Raw genomic sequence first — 22,665 nt, forward strand, 5'->3', positions numbered from 1 at the left:
ATGCAATTAAACATAGCAATTAACCAGACTCCTTACTCAGTAAAACAGGATAACCCAGATGCTGGATGGATATTCGAAACTGATATTTGAAGGTGCGCTGGTGACGCTGGAGTTGGCACTGTGTTCAGTGCTGCTGTCAGTGATTATCGGCTTGATTGGTGCCGGTGGAAAGTTATCATCAAACCGGCTGTTATCTGGCTTGTTTGAGTGTTACACCACACTTATCCGTGGTGTACCCGATTTAGTCTTAATGCTGCTTATCTTCTATGGTTTGCAGATAACCCTAAATAGCATTACTGAATCAATTGGTTTTGAACAAATCAATATTGATCCTCTCTCCGCTGGGATTATTACCCTTGGCTTTATCTATGGTGCTTATTTCACTGAAACCTTCCGTGGCGCATATATGGCCGTACCCAGCGGCCAAATTGAGGCAGCGACGGCATTTGGTTTCACCCCTAGCCAGATTTTCCGCAGAATCATGTTTCCTGCCATGATGCGCTACGCACTGCCGGGTATTGGCAATAACTGGCAAGTCATTCTAAAGGCAACGGCATTGGTCTCTATTCTGGGATTAAATGATGTGGTTAAGGCCACACAGTTGGCAGGCAAAGGGACTTACCAGCCGTTTTTCTTCGCTTTAGTGGCCGGAGTGGTCTATCTCATCTTCACCACGGTATCGAATGGCGTATTACTGTGGCTAGAACGGCGCTATTCCCATGGGGTGAAGAGGGCTGAGCTATGATAGAAATCCTGCAACAATATTGGCAAGCGTTGCTCTGGAGCGATGGCTACCGCTTTACCGGGATGGCTGTCACCTTATGGTTACTTATTTCCTCGGTAGTGATGGGCGGGTTACTGGCAATTCCTTTGGCAGTCGCAAGGGTAGCCGAACGGCGTTGGATTCGTTTACCGGTCTGGGTTTTTACTTATATCTTTCGTGGCACGCCTTTATATGTACAATTATTGGTATTCTATTCCGGTATGTACAGTTTAGAGATTGTCCGAGGCAATGACCTGTTAAATGCCTTTTTCCGCAGTGGCTTGAATTGCACTATTTTGGCACTGACACTGAATACCTGTGCTTATACCACTGAGATTTTCGCCGGTGCCATTCGTTCGGTGCCACACGGTGAAATCGAAGCCGCCAGAGCCTATGGTTTTTCACGTTTTAAATTGTATCGCTGTATTATTTTACCTTCTGCACTGCGTATTGCCTTACCGGCCTACAGTAATGAGGTAATCTTAATGCTGCACTCTACCGCTCTGGCATTTACTGCCACAGTGCCAGATATTCTGAAAATAGCGCGAGATATTAACGCCGCAACTTATCAGCCGTTTTATGCTTTTGGTATTGCTGCCGTACTTTATCTGATTATCTCCTTTACGCTAATTAGCCTGTTCCGCCAGGCAGAGAAACGTTGGCTGGCTCATATAAAACCTCAGGCATCGCATTAAGTACGGAGACCTTATGACTGACACATTAGAAACTAAAATAGCTGAAACCAAACTGTCTGTGACGGAATTGCATAAGCATTACGGTGAACACGAAGTACTCAAGGGCGTTTCACTTTCAGCTAAAGCAGGGGATGTTATCTCCATTATTGGTTCTTCCGGTTCAGGGAAAAGCACTTTTTTACGCTGTATCAACTTTTTGGAAAAACCCAGTGAAGGCTCGATTAGTGTAAATAATCGTGATATCCGTTTGGTACGAGATAAAGATGGGCAGTTGAAAGTTTTTGATAAAAAAGAGCTGCAACTGTTACGCACTCGCCTGACGATGGTATTCCAACATTTTAATTTGTGGAGCCATATGACGGTGTTGGAAAATGTGATGGAGGCGCCGGTTCAAGTCTTGGGGCTGAGTAAATCAGTAGCCAAAGAGCGGGCTATCCGTTATCTGGATAAAGTCGGAATTGATGAGCGCGCACGCGCCAAATATCCGGTGCACCTATCTGGTGGGCAACAGCAACGCGTCTCCATTGCCCGGGCATTGGCGATGGAACCGGATGTATTACTGTTTGATGAACCCACCTCCGCACTGGATCCTGAATTAGTCGGCGAAGTATTGCGTATTATGCAAAAGCTGGCAGAGGAGGGGAAAACTATGGTGGTGGTAACCCATGAAATGGAGTTTGCCCGTCATGTCTCCAGCCATGTTATCTTTTTACACAAAGGCGTAATTGAAGAGGAAGGCCCGCCGGCTGAACTTTTTGGTAACCCAAAGAGTACCCGCTTGCAGCAGTTCCTTTCTGGTGCACTGAAGTAACATCTCTGCGGGATAGCGATTTTATCTATCCCGCAGCAGTTTGATTAAGCTGAGGGTTTATTCAGCACATTGCGCAGTGCTTCTTCCAATTCAAAATAACGAAAACCAAAACCGGCCTCTTCCAATCGTTTCGGCACTGCCCGTTGCCCGCCCAGCACTAACGCTGCGGATTCACCCAGTAATAAACGAATCGCGGCGGCAGGTGTGCGGATAACCGCTGGTCTGTCTAACACATCGGCCAGAGTGGCAATAAATTGCTCGTTATGTACCGGATAAGGCGAAACCATATTAAATGGACCCTTGAGGCCATCGGTGGTCAGCAAATAATGGATACCATGTACCATATCATCGATATGGATCCAGGGTAGATATTGGCGACCATCCCCTATCGGGCCACCCAATCCAAGACGTAATAGCGGGACCATTTTGGCTAGTGCACCGCCGTGTGGCGCTAATACAATACCGGTGCGTAACAGGCAAACACGGGTATGACTACTTTCAGCCGCCCGAGCCAGATTTTCCCAGCGTTCGCACAACTGATGGGTAAATTCATCATGTGGCGTCTCTTCTTCGGTAACCAGAGCTTGCCCCTGATCACCATAAAAGCCAACGGCGGACCCTGAAATAAATACTGCTGGCGGTGTCGTGCTGGCCTGTATTAGCGTGGTCAGGCGCTCGGTTATCTGCCAGCGGCTTTGGCATAGAATCTCTTTTTGCTGCGGGGTCCAGCGTTTTTCCGCAATAGGCTCACCGGCCAGGTTGATTACTGCATCAAAATCATTGAGATCATGTTTATCATCCAGCGTTGACCAGCAGGTGACTTGTGCGCCGAGTACCTGATTTGCCCGCTGAGTGTCACGGGTCAGTGCGGTTACTTGATGGGCTTGCGATAAAAGGAAGGCAGTCAGACTGCGCCCTATTAGGCCTGTAGCTCCGGTTATTAATATACGCATAGCCAACCTCCATTTATTCCCTTCTTAATTTGAAGCCGCAGAGGTGTTATCTGCGTTCACTTACCCAAATAACTTACTTGATGCCTGAATAGTGGCAGTCTGGTGTCTCTTTCAGCATAGGCTAACCTACGCTCTTCTCCTACGATACTGAGCATATCTTGAGATTAAAATTTTTATCTCATCAGAGCGTCTGGTGAGTCACATCATTTGGAAAAATAAAAAATTTTAACTAAATAAATGCACCAATCTGTCCGATTAATACGGTATTGAGTGCTTAAGTAATACCACTTCGACGGTAGAAAACGGCCGAAATGGTTATTTTTTCTGAGCAACAAGAACGACTATAAGCCATACGCTGATTATTTTTAAAACACTGATTTTGCGAATTTCTGCTAGAGTGAACAGACTAACCTGAATGGACGAGAGGGCAGTTGGCCTTCTCCCTTGTGAAGTTTGGATGTTTTATAAATAAATATTGGGTGTTTTATAAAAACTCACGGTGGCTTATAAATCCTCCGGCTGAGATCTGGTTGTGATCTCATTGTTGTCCATACACTTTTTCAGGTGCGCATGAAGCTAAATATCGAAGTTAATTGTTCTTATGTATGCGAACCCATACATAGACAAGATGGTAGCTTACTGGCAGTAGAGCTATTAAGCCGATTTTCAGCTAAATCGGTTGATTTGCCCATCGATGTTGAAAAGTTTATTAAAGAATTAGATGTCGACGGAAAGACTAATTTATTCCAGGATCAATTGCGTGCAGTAAAAGCCTATAGCGCTTGGTTTATCACTCACCATGTTTTGCTCTCAATCAATATTGATTTTGATTTGGCGGGAGTGATTGTGACTGATGCCGCAACGCGCCAGTTGTTGGATGAGATGCCCTTCCTACGGTTGGAGATCATGGAGACTTTTTCTAATTTATCCGATGGTATGAATAACCCATTGTTACGGGAATTGGCGCAGCGGTATCCGTTATGGCTGGATGATTTGGGCAGCGGCGGCTCCACCTTGAATGCGGTCACAGCCAATATTTTTGAATATGTAAAAATCGATAAGCATTTTTTCTGGCAGCACAATAAGCATACCTTCCCGATCTTAATCAATAACATTAAGAAATATTGCCTCGGTGTCATTGTGGTGGGCGTGGAAAATGAAGACGAGTCGGCGCAACTTAAGGGTAGCAATATTGATGCAATGCAGGGATATTTATTCAATCCTGTGACATTGGATGAATTGGTATCTCAGCCCTCATTATAACGGTTTCCTCGTATTGTCGTTCACCTTGCGCTGATATTATTTTTTCATGTCGGCGCTGCTTTTTGCGATAAAATTTTTGCATAACAGATATCGATTTTTATCGGATTAATCCGATCAATTGGATGATAGAATAGGCTTCTTTTATCTCTCATTGAGTGCCATGGCGTTTACGTCGCCTGATTTGCTGAGAGTAGACCTAAGAGAAGACGATATCATGAAGTTAATGTTTGCTTCTGACCTGCATGGTTCGTTGCCCGCAACGGAAAAGGTGCTGGCTACCTTCGAGCGCAGTGGTGCGCAATGGCTGGTGCTATTGGGTGATTTTCTTAACCACGGGCCACGCAATGCGTTGCCCGCGGGTTATCAGCCAGCAGAGGTGGCACAGCGCCTTAATGCCTATAAAGAAAGGATCATTGCGGTTCGTGGCAACTGCGACAGTGAAGTGGATCAGATGCTATTGCAGTTCCCGATGATGGCGAGTTGGCAGCAGATTATTATGCCAGAAACCCGTCTATTTTTGACGCATGGTCACCTTTATCACCCTGGCGCACTTCCTCCGTTGCGTAATGGTGATGTCTTAGTCTATGGTCATACTCATCTGCCTGAAGCTCGGTGGCAGGGAGAGATTATTTGCTTTAATCCAGGTTCGGTCAGTATCCCCAAAGGTGGGTACCCGGCAAGTTATGGCATGTTAGACGAGGGGATTTTACAGGTTTTGACCCTACATAATGATGAATCTGTCACCCAATTGAATTTTAAAAAAACTATTATAAATAGTTAGTTACCCAAAGTTATTGACGTTATGTCAGAGGGTAAACATATAATTAACAATTGCGCGAGTCTCACCGCGCCCAGATAGAAGGTTTCAGAGGATGGTGGAGCAAAATCCAGCAGCAGTCATCGAGTGGGTTGATATTGTTGATGAGCAAAATGACGTTATTGCTCAATCCAGCCGTCAACAAATGAGAGCTCAACGACTACGCCACCGTGCTACCTATATTGTGGTGCACGATGGAATGGGGAAAATTCTGGTACAACGTCGTACCGAGAGTAAAGATTTCTATCCCGGTAAACTGGATGCCACTGCGGGGGGGGTGGTGCAGAGTGGTGAAAACTACCTGGAGTCTGCGCGGCGTGAGGCAGAGGAAGAGTTAGGGATAGCCGGTGTCCCGTTTGCCGAACATGGCCTGTTTTATTTTGAAGAAGAGTGCTGTCGGGTATGGGGCGGATTATTCAGTTGCGTGTCCCATGGGCCGTTTGCACTACAGGCTGAGGAAATTGAAGAAGTATGCTGGATGGTACCGGAAGATATCACTGCCCGTTGTGACGAATTTACCCCAGACTCTCTGAAAGCGCTGTCACTGTGGCTGACGCGCAACAATGAGCAGGATTACGGTAAAATTACCCCACGCGAAGATTGATTCCCGCTTAGCCATAAAAAAAGCCCCTTTGCAGGGGCTTTTGTATATCTCACCTTCATCTCACTGATTATCTTACAATAATACCCAGCAAGATACCCAGCGCACCAAAGTCGGCATCACTGAATGTGGTATTGGCAAAGCCGATATCACCCAGCACTGGCAGTAGGAAGACTGGCAGGAAGGTAATCAACAATCCCTGTGCGAAGGCACCTAAAATAGCGCCACGGCGGCCACCGGTTGCATTACCAAATACGCCCGCTGCCGCACCAACGAAGAAGTGAGGAACGACGCCTGGGATAATCACGGTCATGTTCATCAAATAGAGCGCGAACATACCGATAAGACCTGCGGCAAAGCTGCTCAGGAAGCCAACCAGAACCGCATTAGGTGCATAAGGGAACACCACCGGGCAATCCAATGCAGGTTTTGCATTAGGAACTAACTTATCTGAAATCCCTTTAAATGCTGGCACTATCTCAGCAATAACCATACGTACACCTTGCAAGATGATGTACACACCCGCGGCGAAAGTGATGGATTGCATCAGCGAGAACATGAACCAGTTCTTACCACCACTCAGGCTTTTCACTACTTCCGGCCCGGCGAACAGGCAAGTCACGATGAAAATGATACACATGGTGAATGAGATAGCCACTGGCGTATCACGCAGGAACAGCAAGCTTTTCGGCACATTCATATCTTCAGTCGAATGTTCTTTATTACCGAATTTGCTACCAATAAAGCCAGCCAGCACATAAGACAAGGTAGAGAAGTGGCCAATTGCCACATCATCAGAACCGGTCACTTTTTTCATGTAAGGGTGGGCAATGGCTGGGAAGAACACCATCGCAACCCCAACCACCAACGAACCGATCACAATCAGTGTCACGCCACTGATACCTGCGGTGGCTAGAATTACTGCCACCATCATCGACATAAACAGGGTGTGATGACCGGTCAGGAAGATAAATTTCCATGGCGTAAAGCGGGCAATCAGAATATTGATCACCATAGCGAAGAACATAATCATCGCCATCTCTTTACCAAAACTCTTTTGTGCCACAGAAACGATCGCTTCGTTATTCGGCACCACGCCCTGAATACCGAAAGCGTGTTGGAAGATATTGGCAAAATCACCCAAAGATGAAACCACCAGGCCAGCACCCGCACCTAAAATCACAAAGCCCATGATGGTCTTTACGGTGCCTTTAATACACTCTGTCACCGGTTTTTTCTGGGCAATCAGGCCAATTAACGCAATCAAACCGACCAGAACAGCCGGCTCAGAAAGCACATCACTCATTAAGAAACGAAAGAAATCCATGCCAGCCTCCGCTTACAGCGCGCCTAATTCAGTTAATGCCACAGACAAACGTTCTTTCATGGCTTTTTTATCAATCATGTTATCAAGAGCAACGATTTTGCCACCAACGGCCTGAGCAATGAGCTGTTCGGCAATATCTTTGGTACCGATGAAGATGTCGCTTGGTGTCCCTTTGGCAGAGCCAAGATCCACATGATCCACTTCGGCTGTGACTGCCAGTTCTTTCAGAATACTTTTGATGCTGATTTCCATCATCAGGCTGGTACCTAAGCCGTTACCGCAAACCACTGTAATTTTCATTTTTTTTCCCCTTAAAATTATTATCCGTACAGAATGCTGTGATTAATAACGCGCAATGACAGATTGGATCTCTTGCGGCGTTTGCGCATTAAGTAGGGTTTGTACATCGTTATCGTTATCGAACAACTGAGCGAGTTGAGAAATAGCCTCGATGTGGCTGTTGCTGTCTGTCGCGGCTAACACTATGAGCAGTTTGACCGGGTCATTACCTTCAGCATTGAAAGTGACACCCTCGGTAATGACGGTTAATGCCAAAGCGAGTTTATTCACACCTTCTTCCGGGCGGGCATGTGGCATCGCAATGCCGGGGCCGACTACGTAATAAGGGCCAATCGCCTCATGGGAGAGATAAATAGCCTCGACATAACGCGCTTCAATAGAGCCATTATCAATCAGTGGCTTACATGAAATGGCGATGGCATCACGCCAGTCTTTTGCCTGGCTAACCACCTGAATGACGTCTGACGTTAACAGTGTTTTTAACATGATATTGATGACTCCCGATGACTGTTAACCTGAGAGTAGATAGTTATCGTTGCTATTAATGTGACGAATATCTCAATTGGTAGCGCTACCTGATAGCGCTATCAAATTTTGTGATAGCGCTATCATTTGTCGCGTCAGGGCCTTTGGCTATCTCGGAATAAGCCATATACAATGCAATGTATTGTCGAGACCCCGCAGACTGGCTTGTTTTATCCAGACAGAAAATTTTAATCCGACAAGAAATTTTAATTAGGCAGGAACTCAGCATGGAAAAAACGCGCAAGCGCCGTAATACCGGGCGGGTCACTCTATCGGATGTGGCGAATTACGCTGGGGTAGGGTCGATGACTGTTTCCCGAGCGCTGCGAACGCCGGAGCAGGTTTCAGATAAGTTACGTGAGAAGATAGAGCAAGCGGTTGAAACATTGGGATATATTCCTAATCGCACGGCAGGGGCTTTGGCTTCGGGGCATAGTGATACCGTGGCGGTTTTGATTCCGTCGCTGACCGATAAAGCCAGCTCCCGATTTATGCAGGCGCTGCAACAGATTCTGAACAAAAATGAATTTCAGTTATTGCTGGGTTGCCATGAATATAGTCAGCGGAAAGAAGCTGAAATACTGATGACGTTACTGCAAAGCAATCCGGCAGCCGTGGTGATATTTGGCTCACAACTGGCAGATAAAACCTATCAACTGCTTGAACGGGCCAATATTCCTACCGTTAATGTGGTGGGGTCCTATTTTAAAGGGGCGAAAATTACCCTTGAGGCGGCATTTTTTGAATCCGCTTATGCATTAAGCCGTCATTTACTGGAGCGCGGTTATCACAATATTGGTTTTATTGGCGCTCATATGGATAACCGCTTACAACGTCAGCAACTGAATGGCTGGCATAAAGCGATGCTGGAACATTATAAAAATGCTGATCAAACCGTCACCACACCAGAAACAGCCAGCTTACAGTTTGGTCGCTATGCCTTGACGGAAATTCTGCAACGCCAGCCTGAGCTGGATGCGGTTATTTGCAGCCACGAAGATATCGCTTTGGGGGTACTGTTTGAATGCCAACGTCGCTTGCTGAAAATTCCCGGCGGGATCGCGGTTGCCTGCCTGGATGGTTCTGATAACTGCGATCAGACTCACCCGACGCTGACGTCGATGCGTATCGATTACCGGAAGATGGGTAAAGATGCTGGCAAGATGTTGATCGAACTGCTCGAGAGTGAGGACGATGGCGAGTTGAGTGAACCGGTTAGCCAGAGTTTCAGCTATAAATTTGAACCACGGCAGAGTACCTGAGGCTAGCGCCAAACAATAAAGGAAAACCGCCCCGCAGGGCGGCTTACCGGGCTTACTTGCCTGACGTGTTGATTATCACCGTGATTGAGTTGTTGAAAATACGCCAACCCCCATTCCCGGATGTTAACAATGCGCCAAATACAACGAGCACAATACAAAAGTACCGTTTCATTGTGCGGTCCATGCTTAGACCGCTTCACGCCAGCACCACCGGTGATACTAGCGTGAATACAAGTACAGGGTTGCACTTGCGTTACGGCCAATGGATATCCTTCCCTTAAACCGATGCCCGCTTGCTTAAGGCGGCGAAAAGGTCCGCCGCGATTGTACACGAATGCACCCCAGCCGATACTTGACAGTGAATAGCAACTGGCCCAAAATATCAGAACAGGGTTGCACTTGCGATATGTTGGTAACAGTTATTTTGATACTAACAACCCCGCTGGAATGGCCGCTTACCGGACCAGCACAGAGAAACCGCCTATATGGCGGTTTTTTTGTTGGCGCATTTTACCGATGCGGTCTTTTGGTGAGTGTGGTTGCGAGGTGAAAACGTTCTAACCCCAATTTATACATCGCTTTGCCAACAAACAAAAACGCCAGCACAAGGCTGGCGTTTCTTAGACAACGTAATCTTAGAATTAAGATGCGCTGGCGTCAGCCTGAGCGGATTGAATCGCCGTCAGTGCTACGGTATAGACGATATCGTCAACCAATGCACCACGGGACAAATCGTTAACTGGCTTACGCATACCTTGCAGCATCGGCCCGATGGAGATCAGGTCAGCAGAGCGTTGCACCGCTTTATAGGTAGTGTTGCCGGTGTTCAAGTCTGGGAAGATGAACACGGTGGCTTTACCTGCAACCGGTGAGTTAGGCGCTTTGGATTTAGCCACATCCGCCATGATTGCCGCGTCATATTGCAACGGACCATCGATGATCAAATCTGGGCGTTTTTCCTGTGCCAGACGGGTCGCTTCACGTACTTTTTCGACATCGCTACCCGCACCGGAATTACCGGTAGAGTAAGAGATCATCGCCACACGTGGTTCAATGCCGAATGCCGCAGCAGAATCCGCAGATTGGATAGCAATCTCAGACAGTTGTTCAGCCGTAGGATCTGGGTTGATTGCACAGTCACCATAAACCAGAACCTGGTCAGGCAGCAGCATAAAGAACACCGAAGAAACCAGTGAACTGCCCGGTGCGGTTTTGATCAACTGCAATGGTGGGCGGATGGTGTTTGCGGTGGTATGTACTGCACCGGAAACCAGACCATCAACTTCACCTTTTTCCAGCATCAGGGTGCCGAGAACGACGTTGTCTTCCAACTGTTCACGCGCGACCACTTCGGTCATGCCTTTGCTCTTACGCAGCTCAACCAGACGCGGAACATATTGCTCACGTACAGCAACAGGATCGATGATTTCAACGCCTTTGCCCAGCTCAACACCTTGCGCGGCAGCAACGCGTTGGATCTCTTCTGGGTTACCCAGCAGCACACAAGTTGCGATACCGCGTTCAGCACAGATAGAAGCGGCTTTAACGGTACGTGGCTCATCGCCTTCTGGCAGCACGATGCGTTTACCCGCTTTACGGGCCAATTCGGTCAGCTCGTAGCGGAATGCTGGTGGTGACAAGCGACGTGAACGCTCAGACGTTGCGCTCAGAGAGTCAATCCAATCACTGCTGATATGGCTGGCAACATAGTTTTGCAGCTTTTCAACACGCTCATGGTCATCTGCAGGGACTTCCAGATTGAAGCTTTGCAGGCTCAAAGAGGTCTGCCAAGTATTGGTATCAACCATAAATACTGGCAAGCCAGTTTGGAAGGCACGTTCACACAGGCTGTTGATACGCTCATCAATAGCGTAACCGCCAGTCAACAGGATGGCACCAATTTCAACGCCATTCATGGCTGCCAAACAAGCAGAAACCAACACATCAGGACGATCGGCTGAGGTAACCAGCAGAGAACCCGGGCGGAAGTGTTCCAGCATATGCGGAATGCTACGAGCACAGAAAGTCACAGATTTAACGCGGCGAGTGTTGATATCACCTTTGTTAATGATGGTGGCTTTCAGGTGCTTGGCCATATCAATGGCGCGAGTTGCAATCAACTCGAAGCTCCACGGCACACAGCCGAGAACTGGCAGTGGGCTGTTGGCAAACAGTTGGCTTGGATCGATGTTCGCGACGCTGGCCTTAGTGGAGTCATCAAAGATTTCAGACAGGTCAGGGCGGGTACGACCTTGTTCATCAACCGGCGCATTCAATTTGTTAATGATAACGCCAGTGATGTTTTTGTTTTTACTGCCACCGAAACTGGAACGAGCCAGTTCGATACGCTCTTTCAACTGATCTGGTGAGTCATTACCCAGAGCAATAACAAAGACGATTTCAGCATTCAGGGTTTTAGCAATTTCATAGTTCAATGCATTGGCAAACTGATGTTTGCGTGTTGGCACCAAGCCTTCGACCAGAACCACTTCTGCGTCTTTGGTATTTTCGTGATAACGGGCAACAATCTCTTCCATTAACACGTCTTGCTGGTTAGAACTCAGCAAGGTTTCCACATAACCCATATTCAGCGGCTCAGCAGCAGTGATGCTGGAGTTCGCACGAATGATGGTGGTGGTTTGGTCAGGTGCATCATCACCGGCACGAGGCTGGGCGATTGGCTTGAATACGCTCAGGCGTACACCTTTTTGTTCCATGGAACGGATGACACCCAAGCTTACGCTGGTTAAACCAACGCTGGTGCCGGTAGGAATCAACATTATTGTACGGGACACGGCTAAACCTCTTTACGGTTATGCCCTTCGTCCTTGAAGCCGCAGGGTTGTTGGCTACGCTCATGCACCCGAATCACTGACCTGAGTCAGCTCATCGGGATTTATTCGCTTGCCGCCTACCTGCAACTCCAATGACTTTGGGGACATCCTTCGTCCTTGAAGCCGCAGGGTTGTTGGCTACGCTCATGCACCCGAATTACTGACCTGAGTCAGCTCATCGGGATTTATTCATTTGCCGCCTACCTGCAACTTCAATGACTTTGGGTATATGTCAAAAACTCTTACGCAGTCAGACGGGCTGCGTCTTGTGCGATGACCAGCTCTTCATTGGTTGGGATAACCAGAGCCAGGCGGCTGCCCTCTTTGGTGATGGTGCCTGATTTACCAAAGCGTGCTGCCAGGTTGCGTTCGTGGTCAATTTCAAAGCCCAACAGGCCCAATTTGTCCAAAGTCAGTTCACGTACCATTGCGGCGTTCTCACCAATACCGCCGGTGAAGACCACGGCATCCAGACGACCATCCATCAGCGCAGTATATGCACCGATGTATTTCGCCAGGCGATGACAGAACACATCCATTGCGCGGCGTGCATCTGCTTTAGTTGCATAGTTGTCTTCAACATAACGGCAGTCACTGGTGACTTCAGTCAGGCCCAGCAGGCCAGATTCTTTGGTCAACAGCTTGCTGATCTGTTCCATGCTCATGCCCATGGCATCATACAAATGGAAAATGATCGCCGGGTCGATATCACCACTACGGGTGCCCATGACCAAACCTTCCAGTGGTGTCAGGCCCATAGAGGTATCAACACATTTACCGTTACGAACAGCAGTGACAGAACCACCGTTGCCCAAATGGCAAGTGATGACGTTCAGTTCTTCCAGCGGTTTGTTCAGGGTTTTAGCGGCTTCCTGGCTGACGTAGAAGTGGCTGGTGCCGTGTGCGCCATAGCGACGGATACCGTTTTCTTTGTATAAACGGTACGGCAGGGCGTAGAGATAAGATTCTTCCGGCATGGTCTGATGGAAAGCGGTGTCAAAAACAGCGACATTTTTATCAGCCAGATTTGGGAATGATTTCAACGCTTCAGCGATACCAATCAAGTGAGCTGGGTTATGCAGTGGTGCAAATGGGATGGAATCTTTGATACCCTGAATAACTTCTTCGGTAACGATAGCTGATGCTGTAAATTTCTCGCCACCATGAACAATGCGGTGACCGATAGCTGTCAACTGAGCGGAAAGCTCTGGTTTTTGTGCCAGAATAGTATTAACAATGAAATTCAGTGCTTCGCTGTGTGCTGCACCAGCACCCAATGCTGCTTCCTGTTTGCCACCATCAAGTTTCCATTTGATGCGGGCTTCAGGCAGATGGAAGCATTCGGCTAAACCAGAGAGGTGTTCTTCACCGTTGGTCGCGTCGATGATAGCAAATTTTAGGGAAGAGCTACCGCAGTTAAGAACCAGTACTAGCTTACTCGACATGGAAGTACCTATTTTATAGTCGTGTTCAACATTTGTTTTGCAAAAACAGCGCGCATGCGACATTGATGATGCAAAAACAGCGAAAAACATATGGTTAATAAAACGTCAATCATTCCAAAAGCGTAGCGCATATTGGCGTCGACATTAATGATTAACATCATGCGATAGAGAAAAAGGCATGATGATGGAAAAATCGCGGATTAAACGTTAAGTGCAAACGTTAAAACCTGGTGGTAAAAATCGGTGCGATTTAACAAAAATGATTTAAAAGCTGCAAAAAGTTGACATATTTAGCGTCATCTTCTAGCGGCCAAAAGGCCGAGTTAGGATACCGATAGCGGAGCCTAAAAACAAAATATATTTAACAGACTAATTTTTAGTTTGTGGATTACAAAAAAATTTTAATTTTTGCTTGTGAAGTTGAGGTGAGCCATGACAACAAAACCCTCTGATTCTGTAAGTTGGTTTCAGGTACTCCAGCGCGGTCAGCTTTATATGAAGACCTGGCCTGCCGATAAGCGCTTGGCGCCGATGTTTCCCGAAAATCGCGTGGTTACGGCGACACGCTTCGGTATCCGCTTTATGCCACCACTGGCCATTTTTACCCTGACCTGGCAGATAGCCCTCGGTGGCCAGTTGGGACCCGCCATCGCTACGGCGCTGTTCGCCTGTGGTTTACCCTTGCAAGGGTTATGGTGGTTAGGCAAGCGCGCGATAACCCCGTTACCGCCAACCTTACTCCAGTGGTTCCATGAGGTACGTAACAAGCTAACAGAAGCGGGGCAGGCTGTTGCGCCTATCGAGCAGACGCCGACTTATCAATCCCTGGCCGATGTGCTGAAACGAGCCTTCAAACAGTTGGATAAAACGTTTCTTGATGACCTCTAGTGGCGGTTTCATGCCAGCGGGCTTTTATGCCTCAAAGGATTAGTGGTGCAAAATCCCCTGTCAAATCAAAGTATGGCCCAAGCCTGTGTGCGATGATTTCCTCATTATTTATGTCTTAGGAGTTAGTGATGGATATGACCAACGCCCAACGACTGATTCTGTCGAATCAGTACAAAATGATGACCATGCTGGATCCGGAAAATGCTGAGCGTTATCGTCGCCAGCAAACCATTGTCGAGCGCGGCTTTGGTTTGCAGATGCGTGAATTGGACCGTGATTTTGGTGAGATGAGCGAAGATACTTGCCGTACTATTATTAATATCATGGAGATGCACCACGCCCTGCAAGTCTCCTGTGGTAACCTGAAAGACAAGCAAGACTTGGATGAACGCCGTATCGCGTTCCTCGGTTTTGATGCTGCTACCGAATCCCGTTACCTGAGTTATGTGCGCTTTATGGTCAATACTGAAGGGCGCTACACCCATTTTGACTCAGGGACTCATGGTTTCAACTCTCAAACCCCAATGTGGGATAAATACCAACGTATGCTGGCTATCTGGCAATCATGTCCACGCCAATACCATTTGAGTGCTGTTGAAATTTCGCAAATTATCAATGCCTGATAGCGCATAACTTATTTGCTATCAGTAAGTTGAAAAATAGTTTTACTGATGAGGATGTGCTTGTGGAGTGTAAAGGTTTTCTTTTTGATTTGGATGGGACTTTGGTTGATTCTTTACCTGTTGTCGAACGAGCCTGGATTGGCTGGGCGCAAGGTCGAGGCATCAATCCAGCAGAAGTTCTTGATTTTATCCATGGCAAACAAGCAATTACCTCTTTACGTCATTTTATGTCGGGTGCAAGTGAGGCTGAAATTCAGGCTGAGTTTCTGGCATTAGAGCAGGTTGAAGCTAATGATACCGATGGTGTGAGCGCATTGCCGGGGGCGGTGGCACTGTTGGAGCGACTAAACAGCCTGTCTATTCCGTGGGCTATTGTCACTTCAGGCTCAGTACCGGTCGCTTCTGCGCGCCGTGCCGCCGGCCATCTGCCGGTACCTGAAGTGTTTATCACCAGCGAACAAGTTAAGCACGGCAAACCGCAACCAGATGCTTATCTGCTGGGGGCCGAGCGCTTAGGGCTGGCACCGGCTGATTGTATCGTAGTGGAAGATGCCCCTGCGGGGATTTTGTCAGGCTTGGCTGCGGGCTGTCAGGTGATTGCGGTCAATGCTCCGGCTGATACTCCCAAACTTGAGCAGGTTGATTTAGTGCTCAGTTCGCTGGAGCAGATTAGCGTTGAGGTTACCGCTAACGGCGCGCGGGTTGTGCGAGTAGGTTAATTCTTCGCCAGATACCTTAATATCACCACTGAGAGCGCCTGATGGCGCTCTTTTACTGTCTGGCACATCACAAGTTGATAAACTTTTTTCAGGAAAAAAACACAATAAAACCCTTTGTGGGATGGTAAGCACATAAATTTGCAGTCATTATTGATCTCAGACAGCGGCCGCTGCTGATTTTAATGTTTTACTGCCAGAGCCGGATATTTCCTTTCACTTTTTGCCAACGAGGCCATTTTGAACCGCGAACTATTGTGGGTGTTGACGCTACTTCTAATAGCTATTGTGCTGTTTACTACCAATAAACTGCGCATGGACGTGGTAGCACTGTTGGTCATTATTGCCTTTGTGATGAGTGGTACGTTGTCATTAGGTGAGGCGACCAGCGGATTCAGTGATCCTAACGTGATATTGATTGCGGCGCTGTTTGTTATTGGTGAAGGGTTGGTCAGAACCGGTGTTGCTTATCAGGTGGGTGATTGGCTGGTCAAGGTCGCCGGTCACAGTGAAACCAAAATGCTGGCGTTATTAATGGTAACGGTTGCCGGATTGGGCGCTTTTATGAGCTCTACCGGAGTGGTGGCAATCTTTATCCCAGTGGTACTGAGTGTTGCCAGCCGGATGAAGATTTCGCCGGGGCGGTTAATGATGCCGCTGAGTTTTGCCGGCTTGATAAGTGGCATGATGACGCTGGTGGCAACGCCGCCAAATATGGTGGTTAACAGTGAATTACTGCGCGAAGGTATCAAAGGCTTTGGCTTCTTTGGCGTTACCCCTATCGGCATTATCATTTTGCTGATGGGTGTCGCTTATATGTTAGTGGCTCGGCGCTGGCTGGGCGGGAAGCAGGAAAACTCAGAGAAAGAACAGCAATGGAAACGCCGCACTTTCCGCGACCTTATCCGCGATTATAAATTGACTGGCCGTGCGCGCCGTTTGGCTATCCGCCATGATTCTCCTTTGATTGGCCGTTCTCTTGACGAACTGCATCTGCGCGCCCGCTATGGGGCGAATGTGGTGGGGATTGAACGCTGGAAGCGTTTCCGGCGTGTGATGGTGAGTGCCACCGGTTCATCTGAATTACACGAGAACGATGTCTTACTGATCGATATGTCAGATTGCGACATAGATTTACGTGAATTTTGCACTGAACAGATGCTGGAACCGATGGTGCTGCGCGGTGAATACTTCTCAGAGCAGGCGCGCAACGTCGGGATGGCCGAGGTTTCGCTCATTCCTGATTCCGCCCTCTTGGGAAAGAGTCTACGTGAGGTCACTTTCCGTACCCGCTATGGTTTGAATGTGGTAGGTATTCGTCGTAATGGTAAGACTTTGGAAGGCAAACTGGTTGATGACAAATTGCAGTTTGGCGATATCTTACTGGTGATCGGTGATTGGAAACTGATTCGTCAGTTACAGTTAAAGACCCGTGATTTCATCGTACTGAACCTGCCGGCGGAAGTGGATGAAGTGGCACCGGCCATTTCGCAAGCCCCACATGCATTATTCTGTCTGGCGTTGATGGTTGCCATGATGATGACCGACGAGGTGCCAAATGTGATTGCGGCATTGGTAGCCTGTTTACTGATGGGTCAGTTCCGATGTATTGATATGGAAAGTGCTTATCGTTCAATCCATTGGCCGAGTTTGATTTTGATCATCGGGATGATGCCCTTTGCACAAGCATTGCAAAAAACCGGTGGGGTAGATTTGATTGTCCGTGGCTTGATGGATGTGGCCGGTGGGATGGGGCCGCGCGTCATGCTGCTATGTTTGTTTGTGTTGTGTGCCACGATTGGGCTGTTTATCTCTAATACTGCCACGGCAGTTCTAATGGCACCGATTGCGATTGCTGCTGCGCGGGAGATGTCGGTCTCGCCGTATCCCTTTGCGATGATTATTGGTATTGCAGCTTCAGCGGCCTTTATGACGCCAGTTTCGTCACCGGTGAATACCTTAGTATTGGGGCCAGGTGGTTATAAATTCGGTGATTTTGTCCGCATGGGGGTGCCATTTACGATATTAGTCATGATTGTTAGTGTGATGGTGGTGCCGGTGCTGTTTCCATTCTGATTGGGATGCTACAGGGTAAGAGTTGTGTTTAGTTCGGTTGATATGAGATTGGTGCTCACCTTGCCCCTTGGTGCCTCAACCGCCAAAGGGGTCACAGGCGCGTGACCCCTAAAACGGGCGTCATGCCCATTTTCCTTGCCTATACTCTTCGCTCGACAGCTCAAATGTGCTTTTGAAAATCAACTTCAATTTCAATTTCAATTTCAACTTCAACTTTCATCCAGCGAATCGAGGCTGATTTCATCCAGTGACAGGCTAAAGCTGGGCACGAAGACTTCCATAAAGTAATCCATTTCCGGGCTTTGGCGCATGGCGAGGGTTTTCTCCAACCGCGCTTTAGCTTGAATAAACTCATTATTACCGGCGGATAATTCTTCCAAACATTTGAGATAAGCACATAGAGCATCTGCCTGTTTAACCAGTGCTTTTTCCTCTTCGCTATAATAATGCTCATCCAGCAGACAGCGGAAATCTTGCTGTAATTCTTTTGGCAGCATTTCAATCAGTTTTTGTTGAGCAACTTTTTCTATCTTCTTGTATTCATGGGCAATCTGAGGATTGTAATACTTGATAGGGGTGGGTAAATCACCGGTTATCACTTCACTGGCATCGTGGTACATCGCCAGCAGCGCAATACGGTCGGCATTGAGATTGCCGTTAAACTTACGGTTCTTAATGATAGCTAACGCATGAGCGACAAATGCCACCTGCAAACTGTGTTCAGAGACATTCTCAGTGCGAACATTGCGCATCAGCGGCCAGCGGTTGATCAGTTTCAGACGAGATAGATGGGCGAAGAAGTGACTCATAGTTTTCTCTCTATTCAATATATTAACCATAAGATGATGGAAACAATCTGCATACGAGGATAACATCAAATCGATTTTATCAATGAGATAATGAGTTAATTAAATATTCTCACAATGTCTCAATTTTGTTTATTAAACCCTCACTTTATCTTTGTGTTTCATTCTTGCCATTCATTCTATCTCATTAATTATAAAAGAAATTATTTAACATTAGCTCTATTGAATTAGTGATGTGAACTCATTATTCTTTTTTTGTCCATTTTATGGATTATTAAATTTCAGCATATAAATTTTATTTAAATTATAAAGCTAAGGATAGTTATATGAAATTATTATTTATTCCTATGTCAATTTTATTATTCAGTGCGACAACACAAGCTCAGGAGGAATTCTGTGTAGGGGGAAATTTGGGGCCGTTCAGTGAGGAGTTTTGCGCTACGCATAACGCCGCGAGGGATAAGCAGCAAGAGCAACGAAGAATAGAACGTTGCAATAAGCTGATTAAACAACAAGGTTCTGCAATATCTTGGAGCATTAATGATTCGGTGAGGGTTTTAATTGACCGTCAACAAAGGGAAGAACTAGGGTGTTTAAGATAATCACTGCATAAATAAAACAGGGCTTGCTATACAAGCCCTGATTAATTACTGGTGGTAGGTCTCCAAAAACCGCCCCAGTTTCCTCACTGCCATCTCCAGCTCATCCACGCGCGGTAACGTGACAATCCGTACATGATCAGGGTATGGCCAGTTAAAGGCGCTGCCTTGAACCAACAGCACTTTTTCCTGCAATAGCAGATCCAATACCAGTTTCTGATCATCTTTCAGGTTAAAACGCTTCTGATCAATACGTGGGAACATATACAACGCGCCTTGAGGTTTCACGCAGGAAACCCCCGGTATTTGGTTGATCAGTTCCCAGGCACGGTCACGCTGTTCGTACAAGCGCCCGCCTGGCTGAATAAACTCGCTAATGCTCTGATAACCACCTAATGCCGTCTGAATGGCATGCTGCATAGGGACGTTGGCGCACAGACGCATTGATGCCAACATCTCTAAACCTTCAATATAACCTTTAGCGTGTTTTTTAGGACCATTCAGCACCATCCAGCCCTGACGGAAACCGGCAACACGGTAAGTCTTGGATAAACCATTGAAGGTCACAGTTAACAAATCAGGCGCCAGAGCCGCAATAGAATGATGCTGAGCCTCGTCATATAAAATCTTATCGTAGATCTCATCGGCGAAAATAATCAGGTCATTTTGACGGGCGATTTCAACAATCTCCAGTAACAGCTCTTTGCTGTATACCGCGCCGGTCGGGTTATTCGGGTTGATAATCACAATCCCACGGGTACGCGGCGTGATTTTACTACGGATATCATCTAAATCAGGGAACCAGCCCGACTCTTCATCACACATATAATGTACGGCGGTACCACTTGAAAGCGAAACTGCCGCCGTCCATAACGGATAATCTGGTGCAGGTACCAGCATTTCATCGCCCAGATTCAGCAATGCTTGCATGGATTGCACGATCAGCTCAGAGACCCCGTTCCCAATGTAGATATCCTCGACTGTCAGGTCACGCATATCCCGTGCCTGATAGTGCTGCATAATAGCTTTGCGCGCCGAAAACAGGCCTTTGGAATCGCAATAGCCCTGCGCAGTTGGCAAATTACGGATCACATCCACCAGAATTTCATCGGGTGCATCGAAACCAAACGGAGCAGGGTTGCCGATGTTCAGTTTCAGAACTTTATTACCTTCTTCTTCAAGACGCTTAGCTTCTTTTAGCACTGGTCCACGAATGTCGTAACAGACGTTGTCCAGTTTGCTGGATTTCTCAATGGGGGACATAAAAAATTGAGCCTTTTGCTGGTAAAAGCGTGTCCTCAGCGTGGAACACTGCAAGGTATCCAATGTACTCCGACGCTGCTGCTTTTTGAAGTTCTATGCACATCTTTAGTGCGAATAGCTGCTCTTATTGTAAATGACTGCCAGCTTCATTGGTATGGAATATAACCGATGTTTTTGTCTTTAAATCCACTGGTTTATGCCTTATTTATTAGTTTATTTGAAGTTTTATTTCGGCTGATTGCGTGACATACAGCAGTTACCAACAAAATATATCTATAAGATGAGGTTCACTTTCGGTGCCAAAATCGCGGGTTGATACCGATGATAATGAGACGCGATTATGCTGCATCGTATTAGCTGGGATCTCAATCCAACAATTTATATCATCATACATATTATTAAGATGTGAAAAGAAACAAAATTGTAGATAGGAAAACTATTAAGAATAATTAATGTTAAATAGGCTGAATCTTAGAGAATATCTATGTTAATAGTTGAATTTACTCAATTAGATAAAAAACACACATAGAGATATATTGATATTTTTTGATATTTCGAAAAGGGTTAGTGCAGATTTGTTTAATTAAAATAGCATTGCAGCACTTAAAAATGCCTGAGGAAAAGCAAGATCCTAAAGGGAAAAAATCTTCATTAATCGAAGATTTAGTGGCTTTTTATGACCGTATTCACAAATAAATACATAACTTACTCAATAGATTTTTATAAAAAGAGATAACGGTAACGAAATATAAGTAAATTTTTTGCCCTACTCTAGTGAGTGGGGTACTGTCATACTTAGCGTTGTCCCTTATTGATGGCGCGATACTTATACACCAGGGTAGTTTGTAATTAGAATTCAAAAAAGTGAAGAATACACTATGACAAATGCAAATCGTCCGATAATTAATCTCGACCTCGATCTGCTTAGAACCTTTGTAGCTGTTGCTGACTTGAATACTTTTGCCTCTGCTGCCGCAGCGGTTTGTCGCACTCAGTCAGCAGTTAGCCAACAAATGCAACGGTTAGAACAGTTAGTCGGTAAGGAGTTATTTGCCCGCCATGGGCGTAACAAATTATTGACTGAACATGGTCTCCAGTTACTTGGCTATGCCAGAAAAATTTTGCGTTTCAACGATGAAGCTTGTACGTCACTTATGTACAGCAATATAGAAGGGTCACTCATTATCGGCGCATCTGATGATACTGCCGATACGTTGTTGCCTTTCTTGCTGAACCGAGTGGCGACGCTATATCCTCGGCTAGCGATAGATGTGCGGGTAAAACGCAGTCCATTTATCGCTGATATGCTGAGTAATGGCGAAGTGGACCTGGCTATTACTACAGCCAAGGTCGACACTCATCCTCATGTGATCTTAAGGACATCACCTACGCTTTGGTACTGTTCCGCCGACTATCAGTTCCAGTCCGGTGAATCGGTACCGTTAGTGGTGATGGATGAGCCAAGCCCATTCCGCGATATGGCAATAGAAAACCTGACCAGAGCCGGTATTGCATGGCGAATCGCCTATGTAGCCTCTTCACTTTCTGCCATTCGTGCGGCAGTCAGGGCAGGGCTGGGTGTGACCGCTAGGCCAATAGAGATGATGAGTCCTGATTTACGCGTACTGGGTGAAACAGAAGGGCTACCTCGGTTGCCTGAAACACATTATGCATTATGTAAAGACAATCAGTGTGGCAACGAATTGGCTTTAGCCATTTTCGATGCCATGCAGACGGGCCACCAACATGGCTTGCAGTCTGGATCGGATTTAGTGCTGGATTCTGATTATTTAATAGACGAGAACAGTTGATCGTCTAACGTGACTAAAAAATCGTAAGCCCCTTATTTTAGGGGCTTTTTTTATTTATAACTTTTAAAAAAACAGTTTTCTACTGCTCCAGTTTAATTTCATGCTTAAAACGTCGTTTTATTTCATTTAGCGGTATATCTGCGTACTGGATCAGGGGGAATAAACCAGATAAAAATAGTGGTTAATATTTCTTCTCATTTTCTGCTATTTGTTTTTTATTAAAACAGTGTTCCATTATTTATTTTTTTAAAAAACAACTTTTCATGCCGAATATTTATGAAATAACA

At 46.5% G+C, this 22,665-nt stretch carries 21 protein-coding genes and 1 pseudogene; 13 read left to right on the top strand and 9 right to left on the bottom strand.

Features of this window, described 5'->3' with window-relative positions; translation table 11 throughout:
- The first annotated feature begins 58 nt into the window (after positions 1-58).
- Genes A6J66_001760 through A6J66_001770 form a run of 3 tightly spaced genes read left to right on the top strand, consistent with a single transcriptional unit; the run spans position 59 to position 2,269 of the window.
- Positions 59-745: a histidine ABC transporter permease HisQ gene (locus tag A6J66_001760; GenBank protein PNM23023.1), complete on the top strand. Its 687-nt coding sequence runs from the start codon at positions 59-61 to the stop codon at positions 743-745.
- Positions 742-1,458, top strand: a complete 717-nt coding sequence (locus A6J66_001765; protein PNM23024.1) for a histidine ABC transporter permease HisM — start codon at positions 742-744, stop codon at positions 1,456-1,458. Before A6J66_001760 ends, A6J66_001765 begins: the two co-directional genes overlap by 4 nt.
- A 13-nt stretch (positions 1,459-1,471) precedes the next feature.
- A complete protein-coding gene (locus A6J66_001770) occupies positions 1,472-2,269 on the top strand; it encodes a histidine/lysine/arginine/ornithine ABC transporter ATP-binding protein HisP (GenBank protein ID PNM23025.1) in 798 nt (265 codons plus the stop codon).
- Positions 2,270-2,313: 44 nt separating this feature from the next.
- Here the strand turns inward: A6J66_001770 and A6J66_001775 are convergent, their stop codons facing one another.
- A complete protein-coding gene (locus tag A6J66_001775) occupies positions 2,314-3,222 on the bottom strand; it encodes a TIGR01777 family protein (protein ID PNM23026.1) in 909 nt (302 codons plus the stop codon).
- Between the two features lie 564 nt (positions 3,223-3,786).
- On the opposite strand from A6J66_001775, the gene A6J66_001780 reads away from it, so the two are divergent.
- The 3 genes from A6J66_001780 to A6J66_001790 all read left to right on the top strand — a co-directional run bounded on the left by A6J66_001780 (position 3,787) and on the right by A6J66_001790 (position 5,906).
- Positions 3,787-4,485 carry a diguanylate phosphodiesterase gene (locus tag A6J66_001780; GenBank protein ID PNM23027.1) on the top strand — a complete coding sequence of 233 codons (699 nt, stop codon included), beginning with the start codon at positions 3,787-3,789 and terminating at the stop codon, positions 4,483-4,485.
- A gap of 214 nt (positions 4,486-4,699) precedes the next feature.
- The gene (locus A6J66_001785) at positions 4,700-5,266 is read left to right on the top strand and encodes a phosphodiesterase (protein PNM23028.1); all 567 of its coding nucleotides are present in this window, start codon (positions 4,700-4,702) and stop codon (positions 5,264-5,266) included.
- A gap of 91 nt (positions 5,267-5,357) precedes the next feature.
- Positions 5,358-5,906, top strand: a complete 549-nt coding sequence (locus A6J66_001790) for an NUDIX hydrolase (GenBank protein ID PNM23029.1) — start codon at positions 5,358-5,360, stop codon at positions 5,904-5,906.
- Positions 5,907-5,973: 67 nt separating this feature from the next.
- Here the strand turns inward: A6J66_001790 and A6J66_001795 are convergent, their stop codons facing one another.
- From A6J66_001795 to cmtB, 3 genes are read right to left on the bottom strand one after another with little or no spacing between them, the layout of a single operon-like run.
- On the bottom strand, positions 5,974-7,230 hold the full coding sequence (locus tag A6J66_001795; GenBank protein PNM23030.1) for a PTS ascorbate transporter subunit IIC: 1,257 nt from the start codon (positions 7,228-7,230) through the stop codon (positions 5,974-5,976).
- A 12-nt stretch (positions 7,231-7,242) separates the two neighbouring features.
- Complete coding sequence (locus A6J66_001800; GenBank protein ID PNM23031.1) at positions 7,243-7,530, bottom strand: PTS ascorbate transporter subunit IIB; 288 nt, start codon at positions 7,528-7,530, stop codon at positions 7,243-7,245.
- Positions 7,531-7,572: 42 nt separating this feature from the next.
- Complete coding sequence (gene cmtB, locus A6J66_001805; protein ID PNM23032.1) at positions 7,573-8,016, bottom strand: PTS mannitol transporter subunit IIA; 444 nt, start codon at positions 8,014-8,016, stop codon at positions 7,573-7,575.
- 266 nt (positions 8,017-8,282) lie between these two features.
- On the opposite strand from cmtB, the gene A6J66_001810 reads away from it, so the two are divergent.
- A complete protein-coding gene (locus tag A6J66_001810) occupies positions 8,283-9,317 on the top strand; it encodes a LacI family DNA-binding transcriptional regulator (GenBank protein PNM23033.1) in 1,035 nt (344 codons plus the stop codon).
- A 641-nt stretch (positions 9,318-9,958) separates the two neighbouring features.
- On the opposite strand, the gene A6J66_001815 is transcribed toward A6J66_001810, so the two are convergent.
- The 3 genes and pseudogenes from A6J66_001815 to A6J66_001825 all read right to left on the bottom strand — a co-directional run bounded on the left by A6J66_001815 (position 9,959) and on the right by A6J66_001825 (position 13,757).
- Positions 9,959-12,112, bottom strand: a complete 2,154-nt coding sequence (locus tag A6J66_001815) for a phosphate acetyltransferase (protein PNM23034.1) — start codon at positions 12,110-12,112, stop codon at positions 9,959-9,961.
- Between the two features lie 281 nt (positions 12,113-12,393).
- Complete coding sequence (locus tag A6J66_001820) at positions 12,394-13,596, bottom strand: acetate kinase (GenBank protein PNM23035.1); 1,203 nt, start codon at positions 13,594-13,596, stop codon at positions 12,394-12,396.
- Positions 13,586-13,757 (bottom strand): annotated as a pseudogene (locus A6J66_001825) (hypothetical protein). Before A6J66_001825 ends, A6J66_001820 begins: the two are co-directional and overlap by 11 nt.
- 271 nt (positions 13,758-14,028) lie before the next feature.
- Here A6J66_001825 and A6J66_001830 point away from each other — a divergent pair.
- The 4 genes from A6J66_001830 (at position 14,029) to A6J66_001845 (ending at position 17,899) form a co-directional block, all read left to right on the top strand.
- Positions 14,029-14,484, top strand: a complete 456-nt coding sequence (locus A6J66_001830) for a DUF412 domain-containing protein (GenBank protein PNM23036.1) — start codon at positions 14,029-14,031, stop codon at positions 14,482-14,484.
- A gap of 128 nt (positions 14,485-14,612) precedes the next feature.
- Entirely contained in the window at positions 14,613-15,107 is a 495-nt protein-coding gene (locus tag A6J66_001835; protein PNM23037.1) for a YfbU family protein, read from the top strand.
- A 56-nt stretch (positions 15,108-15,163) separates the two neighbouring features.
- A complete protein-coding gene (locus A6J66_001840) occupies positions 15,164-15,826 on the top strand; it encodes a sugar phosphatase (protein PNM23038.1) in 663 nt (220 codons plus the stop codon).
- 237 nt (positions 15,827-16,063) lie between these two features.
- The gene (locus A6J66_001845) at positions 16,064-17,899 is read left to right on the top strand and encodes an SLC13 family permease (GenBank protein PNM23039.1); all 1,836 of its coding nucleotides are present in this window, start codon (positions 16,064-16,066) and stop codon (positions 17,897-17,899) included.
- 209 nt (positions 17,900-18,108) lie between these two features.
- Here A6J66_001845 and A6J66_001850 read toward each other — a convergent pair whose 3' ends face one another.
- Positions 18,109-18,708 carry a 5'-deoxynucleotidase gene (locus A6J66_001850; GenBank protein PNM23040.1) on the bottom strand — a complete coding sequence of 200 codons (600 nt, stop codon included), beginning with the start codon at positions 18,706-18,708 and terminating at the stop codon, positions 18,109-18,111.
- Between the two features lie 323 nt (positions 18,709-19,031).
- Here A6J66_001850 and A6J66_001855 point away from each other — a divergent pair, with 323 nt between their 5' ends.
- On the top strand, positions 19,032-19,307 hold the full coding sequence (locus A6J66_001855; GenBank protein PNM23041.1) for a hypothetical protein: 276 nt from the start codon (positions 19,032-19,034) through the stop codon (positions 19,305-19,307).
- A 45-nt stretch (positions 19,308-19,352) separates the two neighbouring features.
- Here A6J66_001855 and A6J66_001860 read toward each other — a convergent pair whose 3' ends face one another.
- Positions 19,353-20,567: a pyridoxal phosphate-dependent aminotransferase gene (locus A6J66_001860; GenBank protein ID PNM23042.1), complete on the bottom strand. Its 1,215-nt coding sequence runs from the start codon at positions 20,565-20,567 to the stop codon at positions 19,353-19,355.
- An 878-nt stretch (positions 20,568-21,445) separates the two neighbouring features.
- Between A6J66_001860 and A6J66_001865 the strand changes: the two genes are divergently transcribed.
- On the top strand, positions 21,446-22,378 hold the full coding sequence (locus A6J66_001865) for a transcriptional regulator LrhA (GenBank protein PNM23043.1): 933 nt from the start codon (positions 21,446-21,448) through the stop codon (positions 22,376-22,378).
- Positions 22,379-22,665: the final 287 nt, after the last annotated feature.

Source organism: Yersinia enterocolitica (genome assembly GCA_002082245.2).
Lineage (GTDB): Bacteria > Pseudomonadota > Gammaproteobacteria > Enterobacterales > Enterobacteriaceae > Yersinia > Yersinia enterocolitica_E.

Excerpts from the sequence above, each read along its gene's own strand:
- A6J66_001760 (PNM23023.1), top strand. The coding sequence starts at position 59 with ATGCTGGATGGATATTCGAAACTGATATTTGAAGGTGCGCTGGTGACG.
- A6J66_001765 (PNM23024.1), top strand. The coding sequence starts at position 742 with ATGATAGAAATCCTGCAACAATATTGGCAAGCGTTGCTCTGGAGCGAT.
- A6J66_001770 (PNM23025.1), top strand. The coding sequence starts at position 1,472 with ATGACTGACACATTAGAAACTAAAATAGCTGAAACCAAACTGTCTGTG.
- A6J66_001775 (PNM23026.1), bottom strand. The coding sequence starts at position 3,222 with ATGCGTATATTAATAACCGGAGCTACAGGCCTAATAGGGCGCAGTCTG.
- A6J66_001785 (PNM23028.1), top strand. The coding sequence starts at position 4,700 with ATGAAGTTAATGTTTGCTTCTGACCTGCATGGTTCGTTGCCCGCAACG.
- A6J66_001790 (PNM23029.1), top strand. The coding sequence starts at position 5,358 with ATGGTGGAGCAAAATCCAGCAGCAGTCATCGAGTGGGTTGATATTGTT.
- A6J66_001795 (PNM23030.1), bottom strand. The coding sequence starts at position 7,230 with ATGGATTTCTTTCGTTTCTTAATGAGTGATGTGCTTTCTGAGCCGGCT.
- A6J66_001800 (PNM23031.1), bottom strand. The coding sequence starts at position 7,530 with ATGAAAATTACAGTGGTTTGCGGTAACGGCTTAGGTACCAGCCTGATG.
- cmtB (PNM23032.1), bottom strand. The coding sequence starts at position 8,016 with ATGTTAAAAACACTGTTAACGTCAGACGTCATTCAGGTGGTTAGCCAG.
- A6J66_001810 (PNM23033.1), top strand. The coding sequence starts at position 8,283 with ATGGAAAAAACGCGCAAGCGCCGTAATACCGGGCGGGTCACTCTATCG.
- A6J66_001820 (PNM23035.1), bottom strand. The coding sequence starts at position 13,596 with ATGTCGAGTAAGCTAGTACTGGTTCTTAACTGCGGTAGCTCTTCCCTA.
- A6J66_001830 (PNM23036.1), top strand. The coding sequence starts at position 14,029 with ATGACAACAAAACCCTCTGATTCTGTAAGTTGGTTTCAGGTACTCCAG.
- A6J66_001835 (PNM23037.1), top strand. The coding sequence starts at position 14,613 with ATGGATATGACCAACGCCCAACGACTGATTCTGTCGAATCAGTACAAA.
- A6J66_001850 (PNM23040.1), bottom strand. The coding sequence starts at position 18,708 with ATGAGTCACTTCTTCGCCCATCTATCTCGTCTGAAACTGATCAACCGC.
- A6J66_001855 (PNM23041.1), top strand. The coding sequence starts at position 19,032 with ATGAAATTATTATTTATTCCTATGTCAATTTTATTATTCAGTGCGACA.
- A6J66_001860 (PNM23042.1), bottom strand. The coding sequence starts at position 20,567 with ATGTCCCCCATTGAGAAATCCAGCAAACTGGACAACGTCTGTTACGAC.
- A6J66_001865 (PNM23043.1), top strand. The coding sequence starts at position 21,446 with ATGACAAATGCAAATCGTCCGATAATTAATCTCGACCTCGATCTGCTT.